Annotated in this window: 8 protein-coding genes; all 8 read right to left on the bottom strand. The window is 41.3% G+C overall.

The window, feature by feature from the left end; translation table 11 throughout:
* Positions 1 to 157: 157 nt before the first annotated feature.
* The 8 genes from NYE37_RS12705 to NYE37_RS12670 all read right to left on the bottom strand — a co-directional run bounded on the left by NYE37_RS12705 (position 158) and on the right by NYE37_RS12670 (position 7,995).
* Positions 158 to 886, bottom strand: coding sequence for a hypothetical protein (locus NYE37_RS12705; RefSeq protein WP_037998408.1), 729 nt, complete (start codon positions 884 to 886; stop codon positions 158 to 160).
* Positions 887 to 1,010: 124 nt separating this feature from the next.
* Positions 1,011 to 1,652, bottom strand: a complete 642-nt coding sequence (locus tag NYE37_RS12700) for a hypothetical protein (protein ID WP_037998409.1) — start codon at positions 1,650 to 1,652, stop codon at positions 1,011 to 1,013.
* A gap of 229 nt (positions 1,653 to 1,881) precedes the next feature.
* Positions 1,882 to 2,139, bottom strand: a complete 258-nt coding sequence (locus NYE37_RS12695) for a hypothetical protein (protein WP_131470850.1) — start codon at positions 2,137 to 2,139, stop codon at positions 1,882 to 1,884.
* Between the two features lie 5 nt (positions 2,140 to 2,144).
* The gene (locus tag NYE37_RS12690; protein ID WP_156097787.1) at positions 2,145 to 2,312 is read right to left on the bottom strand and encodes a hypothetical protein; all 168 of its coding nucleotides are present in this window, start codon (positions 2,310 to 2,312) and stop codon (positions 2,145 to 2,147) included.
* 130 nt (positions 2,313 to 2,442) lie between these two features.
* Positions 2,443 to 3,087: a hypothetical protein gene (locus tag NYE37_RS12685; protein WP_340712069.1), complete on the bottom strand. Its 645-nt coding sequence runs from the start codon at positions 3,085 to 3,087 to the stop codon at positions 2,443 to 2,445.
* A gap of 204 nt (positions 3,088 to 3,291) precedes the next feature.
* On the bottom strand, positions 3,292 to 3,936 hold the full coding sequence (locus NYE37_RS12680) for a hypothetical protein (RefSeq protein WP_062842838.1): 645 nt from the start codon (positions 3,934 to 3,936) through the stop codon (positions 3,292 to 3,294).
* Positions 3,937 to 4,017: 81 nt separating this feature from the next.
* Positions 4,018 to 5,487, bottom strand: coding sequence for a hypothetical protein (locus NYE37_RS12675; protein ID WP_340712068.1), 1,470 nt, complete (start codon positions 5,485 to 5,487; stop codon positions 4,018 to 4,020).
* Positions 5,488 to 5,841: 354 nt separating this feature from the next.
* The gene (locus NYE37_RS12670) at positions 5,842 to 7,995 is read right to left on the bottom strand and encodes a DNA topoisomerase III (RefSeq protein WP_340712067.1); all 2,154 of its coding nucleotides are present in this window, start codon (positions 7,993 to 7,995) and stop codon (positions 5,842 to 5,844) included.
* Positions 7,996 to 8,014: the final 19 nt, after the last annotated feature.

The following is an 8,014-nucleotide window of genomic DNA, read 5'->3' as shown; positions in this document are numbered from 1 at the left end:
AAGAATGAAAACGATCCAGCCTCTTTGGATATTCACCTTTTCCACTCCCTTCCTATCATCAATCAATCCCTAAGGTCATTATATAAATTCCTCTGTCCCATTACTTAGCAAATAAATTTAGGGATGAACCGATTTCTTTCTGCCCATCCCTGTTTGATTAATCTTTAAGAACTGTTTTGTATTGATCCAAATTGTAATGATCAATATCAATTTTTTGAATATCATCAATTGAAATGTTATAGCGATATAAGGTATATTTACTCTCTTCGGCTTTTTCTGATACGGTTTTTAATTCGTCATCGGAAACAAAAATCTCCATCACTACCTCATGAAAATGCATACCCCTTAGTTCTTTCAAAAAGCGCTTAATCCCTTGTTCATATTGCCCATTTTGTTCATAGATTCTTAATGAAATCGACAATGTAAACTGCTGATCTCCACCATTTTTCAGATGTTCAAAAACGGAAGGAATTTCTCCACGAACGCTGTCACCTTTCGTTCCACTTGTGTAAGCAATATCTTCCACAGTATTTATATCCATATACTTTTCCGCCAAAGAAGTGATTTCTGGTTTTAATTCCTCTGACCATAATTTCCCTACATATGTATCTCTGATTTCATCTGGCAGTTCTATAATTACCGTTACCCTGGTGTTTTGGTCATCTTTGATGTTCCCTCTGATTGTATAAGCCTGACCTGTTGCCGGGTTTTTGACTACCTCAGACACCACATACTCTTTTTGGTACTTATCTTTGATATATTGAATCGCTTTTTCTTTGATTTCTTTCTCTTCGGCTTGATCCAACTCTCCCATACCTCCCGTGCATCCAGCCACCAAACATGCAAACAACATGATAGTCAAGACCCAGATTCTTTTGAAATTCATCTTTTTTCCACTCCTTTCTTATCTTCAGTCAATCGCTAAAATCATTATATAAATTCCTCTGTCCCATTGACCTTAGCCATAAATTTAGGGATGGGCCGATTTCTTTCTGCCCATCCCTATTTCTCTATTCTTTGATGACTGTCTTATATTGATTCAGATCAAGATTGACAATATCTACTTTTTGAATATCATTGATCACAATATTGTAGCGATATAAGGTGTAGCTACTTTCTTTTACGTCTTCCTGTGCAGATTTCAACTGATCATCTACAACGAAAACCGTTATTATAATCTCATTTATGCCAAGCCCTTTAATTTCATCTAAATATTCTTTTAATCCTTTCTCAAACTGGCCGGCATGTTCATATACTCGTAATGTAACTTGTAGCGCAAAATCCGGATCCCCTCCGTTTTTTAATACTTCAAAAACAGATGGGATATTGCCTGTATATTTATCTATTTTTCCACTACTATACACAATGTCTTCAATACGCCTTACTTCCATGTGTTTGTTTGCGAGTGCTTCAATTTTTGGTTTCAACTCATTTGTCCATAATACAGAAACGTATGTATCCCCTACTTGTCCGTTACGTTCCCATATTATGCTAGTTTCCGTATCTTTTCCATCCTTCACGATCCCATCCACATAAACTGTGCCTGTCACCCTGCCTCTATTTATTCCTTTTACTTCAAATTCTTTTTGGTACTTTTCTTTTATATACTGTGCAGCTTTTTCCTTTAATTCTTCATCTTCCAATTGATACATCTCTCTCTCTCCTTCATTTGAACCTGTAGAACCAACCTGACAACCTGTCAATAACAATGAACACATAAAGAAGACTATTAAAAAGCTTTTTATAGTTCTCACTCCATTTTCACACTCCTTTTCCTCGATACAAGATTTCCATCCTGATCATAGAGATTTGGAATCGGTGATTTGCTACTATCAGTAAAATTACCTATTTTATGACCAAACTTCGCCGTTAATCGTTGATCTAATCCGTCTTTATCATCGGCTTCTTCAATGCTTCCACAGTTCCGTCATTATAGGAAACATGGTCAACGCTTCTCACACTCATATGTTTGTTCAACATATCTTTGATTCTCGGGGTCAATTCTTTCGTCCATAATTCCATGAGATAGGTGTCATCCATTTCCTCTTCTTTTTTCCAAAAAACCGTCGCTTCCGTATCTTTTCCGTCTTTCACAAATCCCCGTACACGGATGAGTCCGGCAGCTTGTCCCTTGTTCACTTCACTCACTTCAAAATCTTTGTTATATGTATCCTTGATATATTGTATTGATTTTCTTTGATCTCTTTTTCTTCTGCCAGATCCAAATTACCTATGCCTCCGGTGCCTGTGCATCCGGTCGCCAAGAACACAAACAACAGGATGAAAAGAATCCAGATTCTTTGGATATTCACCTTTTTTCTACTCCTTTCTTCTCATCAAACAATTGTTATGATTAAAGATCATTATATAAATTCCTCTGTCCCATTGACTTTGCCATAAATTTAGGGATGGGCCGATTTCTTTCTGCCCATCCCCGTTTCTCTATTCTTTAATGACTGTCTTATATTGATTCAGATCATGATGATCAATGTCTATGTTTTGGATATCTTCAAAATGAATATTATAGCGGTATAAGGTATATTGACTTTCTTCAGCTTCCTTTGGTGCTGATTTTAATTCATCATCTGCAACAAAAATTGTTACTCCAACTTGGTTAAAGTTTAACCTTTTTAATTCTTTTAGAAAGTTTTTGATTCCTTGTTCATATTGACCATTTTGCTCATAAACCCTTAAGGTCACATTTAGCTTATATTCCGGATCAACTCCATTTTTCAAGACTTCAAACACCGATGGAATCTCTCCGGTATACTTATCTTTTTTCGGGCCATTTGAATAAGCAATGTGCTCAATCTTTCTCTCATCAAAATGTTTTTGAACCAATGACGTGATCTTTGGTTTGAGTTCTTCGGTCCATAATGTTTCCACATAAGTATCCCTGATTTCATTCTGTTCCATAATAACGGATACTTGAGTGTTCTTTTGATCTTTGACATTCCCTCTGACTGTATAAGTTTGTCCTGTGAAACGGTCCTTACTTACATCGGATACTTTAAAATCTTTATTGTATGTATCCTTGATATACTGAATGGCTTTTTCTTTGATTTTTTTCTCTTCTGACCAATCCATGTCCCCCATGCCTCCTGTGCCTGTGCATCCGGCCAACAGGAATACAAACAACAGGATGAAAACAATCCAGCTTCTTTGGATATTCACCTTTTTTCTACTCCCTTCCTATCATCAATCCCTAAGGTCATTATATAAGTTCCGCTGTCCCGTTGACTTAGCTATAAATTTAGGGATGGGCGATTTTTCCTGCCCATCCCCGTTTCTCTATTCTTTGATTACTGTCTTATATTGATCCAAGTCAAGACTGTCAATATCCACTTTTTGAATGTCATCGATCACAATATTGTAGCGATACAGAGTATAGCTGCTTTCCTTAACGTCTTCAGGGGCCGATTTCAATTCATCATCTACGACAAATACTTCCATCAGGAATTTATTAAAATTCATCAATTGGATTTCCTTTAAAAAATTCCGCAATTCTTTCTCATATTTTCCTTCATTCTCATAAATTCGCATTGTGGCTTCCAATGTAAAATCCGGATCTCCTCCGTTTTCCAACACTTGAAATACAGAAGGAACTTCTCCGGTATAGTCACTTTTCTTTGTTCCATCACTATAAACCACCTCTTCAACCTTTCTTACATCCATATGTTTATGAATCACCGATGTAATTTTTGGCTTTAGTTCTTCTGTCCATAATCTGGTAACATAAGTATCATCCATTTCATCCGGTTTTTCCCAAAAAACCGTTGCTTCAGTATCTTTACCATCTTTTACTACTCCTCGTACACGAACAAGTCCAGTTACTTGACCTATACTTACTTTTGTTACCTCAAATTCTTTATTGTATTTGCCCCTTATATATTCAATAGCTTTTTCTCTGATTTCTTTTTGCTCTTGTTGTTCCATCTGTCCCACTCCTTCTGTACAGCCTACTAACAGTAAAGTGAATGTCATTAAAATAACCAGCCAACTTCTTATGTACCTCACTTAATTCGCACTCCTTTTCCTCGATACAAGATTTCCATCCTGATCATAGATTTTTGGAATCGGTGATTTGCTACTATCAGTAAAATTACCTATTTTATGACCAAACTTCGACGTTAATTGTTGATCTAATCCGTCTTTATCATCGGCTTCTTCAATGCTTCCATCGGGTTGAATATTGTATGTTTTCCCAGGACGATAACCAAATGAGCCAATCAGATCATCATTATATCTGTAGTTACGAATCATTTCATCATAAGCACCGGACCTCTCTTTTTCCGCAATTTCCCGTATCTTCGGATCTGTGATATTTCGTTTATAGCTATTATAAACACCAAATTTTATTTCTCTGTCATAAATAGATTGCACTAAATATTTAGGGAAAAAGGCGAATGCACGAAGAAACTCCTTCACTGTACTGATATTAAGATTTTTTTCCAAATTCATTCCCGGAGCATTAAAGGAAACAGCCGGAATATCATATCTCGCAGCACAATCTACAGCCAGATACCCTCCTAAAGAATGTCCGGTTAATACCATTTTATAACCTTTATATTCTTCACTATTAATAATATCCGCTACTATCTTTCTTGCCTCTACAGCTTGGGGATTATTTCGGTCATCTCCATGAGCTATATATTTATAATCAGCAATAAAAACATCATTAATAAAGTCATTCGTTGGTTCGGTTCCTCGAAATGCAATAACCATTTCTTGTGTGAATTTATTTGTAAAAATATAGCCTTGTAATCCATTATCTTTATCTATTTTTTTACTAACCTTCCAATTTTCACCTAAAATATTTCGTAAATCATCATAGTTTATTTCGTCATCATAAGCCAACTCAGATAACTCAGCCAACTGTTTATCCGAAACGTCAATATCACTCAGCTTTCCATGAGGATATTGGCTGTTTCCCGCTGCCATTCCGGCATTCCCCAGACTGGCTGTCAGGTTTTGTCCTTCCAATCCCTTTCTCGCAAAAAGATTTTTCAAATTTGTATAGGCCGATTGGATTCCTCTGGCGAGGGGCTGTCCGAATTTGCTCAACAATCCGGTAAGGGCTGTGATTCCAAGCACAATTCCCCCGGTGATTTTGCCTGCTGTGGAGGTCATCCAATCCCAGGCTTTTTGGGCCGCTTTCTTGGTGGCGGATGCGGCGGTGTCCCAAGTCTTTTTCGCGCCGTTTTTCAGGTTGTTCCAAGTGTTGGAGACCCCGTTTTTTAATTTGTTCCAAGAATCGGAGACAAAGTCTCCCACTTGGCTGAAGAAGCCTTTCTCCTGCTTGGACGGGGCAACGTTCAGCTCCTCCGTCGGCTTGGGAGCCGGAGCCGGTTTTCCTTGGTTGAAATCCTCATGGATCTGCGGAACATCGAAACTCCCGCCGCCGGTTGCATAGGCAGTTGGTGTGGCCAGTACACATGCAACCAAAATGAAGCATAAGAAGAGTTTCCCATGATGTATCGTTTTCATTTTGGCAACCTTTCACCTCTTTACCTGTGAGTCCGTTTCATTAAAGACTTTGAAATCGATGGATTTTCTTCCTTTTTCTTTTGCCAATATTAATAATTATAATAAAAAATTCCATATTTGAGTTTAAAAATGAAGGAATAACTTGATAAATTATCCTTTGTCGACTTGCGATAAGGCAAAAAGATGGGCAGAATTTGTTCTGTCCATCTTTTTTAATGTTGGATCACGGTTTTATATTGATCCAAATCAAGGTTTATCCATTTAACCTTGTTCTTTCGGTTTCCTTTTGTGATGATCCGAAGAATATAAAAAACCCCCGCCTTTTCAGCAGGGTTGAAAAGACGGGGAGAATTCTCATTCATTGGAGGAAAAGAGTTTGGACAAGGCTTCTTTGAGAGCCGGATTGGACAGTTCCTCCTGTTGTTTGAGATAGCGATTGATTTCTTTTCGCGAGACTTTGCTTTTTTGCTCTTTTTCCATCCGTTCTTTGAAAGAGGCGTATTTTTCCCGAAAACCGCAAGAACAGACAAAGATGCGCCCCTCTCCTTCCCCGCGCAGTTCCATCCGCTTTCTGCATTCGGGGCAGTGGACATTGGTGATGCGGGCCAGGTTTTTCCGGTAACCGCAGGACCGGTCCTGGCAAACCAGCATTCTTCCTTTTTTGTTCTTGACTTCAAGCAGCCGCTTGCCGCAGTCCGGACAGCGGGTGGCCGTCAGGTTGTCATGGCGGAAGGTGCGTTCGCTGGCTTTGATCTCATGGACCACCCGTTTGGCATAATCCCTCATCTCACGCAAGAAGCTATCTTTTTTCAATTTCCCGTTGGCGATCGACTGCAGTTTTTGTTCCCATTTCGCGGTGAGTTCCGGCGATTTCAACTCCTCCGGGACCAAATCGAGCAGTTGTCTGCCGGTGGAGGTGAGGTAAATGTATTTTCCTTTCTTTTCAATATAATAGCTGTCAAACAATTTCTCGATGATATCCGCCCGGGTGGCCACGGTTCCGAGCCCGCCCGTTTCCCCGATCGTTTTGATCAAATCTTTCCGGTCGGTTTCCATGTATTTCACCGGATTTTCCATGGCGGCGATCAAGGTGCCTTCGGTAAAGCGTTCCGGCGGCTCCGTTTCGCCTTGCGTCAACTTCAAAGACCGGACGTTCAGCTCCTCGCCGGGCTGAACCCGGGATAATGCCGGGTTGATGTCGGCTTCCGGTTCGCTGCCGGCCACTTGTTTCCAGCCGGGGGACAACACGGTTTTCCCGCCGGCGATGAATGGTTCCCCTCCGATGGTTCCCTCCAACTTGATCTCCTCATATTCAAAGGGTGGGAACAACACGGCAAAAAACCTTCGCACCACCAGATCAAAAATCTTTCGTTCCCGGGGGCTGAGGTCTTCCAACCGGACCGGCTCTTCGGTCGGAATGATGGCATGGTGATCAGAAACTTTCCGGTCATCCACGAAATGGGCGCCGGCTTTCACCCCTTGTTTTGCTTGCCGGGCAAACTCCGCATACGGACCCACCCGGCAGGCTTCGATCCGCTCTTTTAACGTATCCACGATGTCAGAAGACAAATAACGGGAATCCGTGCGCGGATAGGTGACCACTTTGTGTGTTTCATACAATTGCTGAAGCGTCGACAAGGTTTCTTTGGCGGAAAATCCGTACCGCTGGTTGGCTTCCCGTTGTAATTCGGTCAAGTCGTAAAGGGCAGGCGCCCATTTCTTTTTCTTTTTCCGGCTGGCATGGGTGATGGAAAGTTTCTTTCCTTTGCCTGCGGACACGATGTTTTCGCAAATTTCTTTGCGAAAGCTCCGGCCTTTTTTCCAAGTGAATTTCAATCCTTTGTCCGTGACCGCTTCCACCCCGTAAAACGGCTTCGGCCGGAAATTTTTGATCTCCTCTTCGCGGCGGGCAATCATGGCCAATGTGGGAGTCTGGACCCGTCCGCATGAAAGCGAGGCATTATACTTGCTGGTCAACGCCCTGGTCGCATTAATGCCAACCACCCAATCCGCTTCCGCCCGGGCCACCGCGGAACGGTATAAGTTTTCGTACAGTTTTCCGTCCTTCAGTTTTTTAAAACCTTCTTTGATCGCCTTGTCGGTGACGGAGGAAATCCACAAACGCTTGACCGGCTTTTTGACCCGGGCTTTTTCAATAATCCACCGGGCCACCAGTTCCCCTTCCCGGCCGGCATCGGTGGCAATGACAATGTTTTTCACATCCGGTCGGGACATCAGCTTCTTGATCTGGTGAAATTGTTTGCTCGTTTTCCGGATCACCACTTGTTTCAAGGGTTGGGGCAAAATCGGCAGATCTTCCATCCGCCAGACTTTGTACTTTTTGTCATAGGCTTCCGGTTCCGCCAATGTGACAAGATGGCCGAATGCCCATGTCACGATATATTTGTCTCCTTCCATAAAGCCATTTCCTTTTTTGCGGCAACCGAGGACACGGGCAAGATCCCGGCCGACGGAAGGTTTTTCTGCAAGTACCACTGATTTTTTCATCTTGATTCTTAACATCCTT

It is taken from the genome of Thermoactinomyces sp. FSL K6-2592 (assembly GCF_038006465.1).
Classification (GTDB): Bacteria; Bacillota; Bacilli; order Thermoactinomycetales; family Thermoactinomycetaceae; genus Thermoactinomyces; species Thermoactinomyces vulgaris.
This window is presented reverse-complemented; position numbering and strand designations above follow the sequence as displayed.

Bases quoted from the DNA above. Each gene is read 5' to 3' on its own strand.
- NYE37_RS12705 (WP_037998408.1), bottom strand. From the start codon at position 886: ATGAATTTCAAAAGAATCTGGGTCTTGACTATCATGTTGTTTGCATGT.
- NYE37_RS12700 (WP_037998409.1), bottom strand. From the start codon at position 1,652: ATGTATCAATTGGAAGATGAAGAATTAAAGGAAAAAGCTGCACAGTAT.
- NYE37_RS12685 (WP_340712069.1), bottom strand. From the start codon at position 3,087: ATGGATTGGTCAGAAGAGAAAAAAATCAAAGAAAAAGCCATTCAGTAT.
- NYE37_RS12680 (WP_062842838.1), bottom strand. From the start codon at position 3,936: ATGGAACAACAAGAGCAAAAAGAAATCAGAGAAAAAGCTATTGAATAT.
- NYE37_RS12675 (WP_340712068.1), bottom strand. From the start codon at position 5,487: ATGAAAACGATACATCATGGGAAACTCTTCTTATGCTTCATTTTGGTT.
- NYE37_RS12670 (WP_340712067.1), bottom strand. From the start codon at position 7,995: ATGAAAAAATCAGTGGTACTTGCAGAAAAACCTTCCGTCGGCCGGGAT.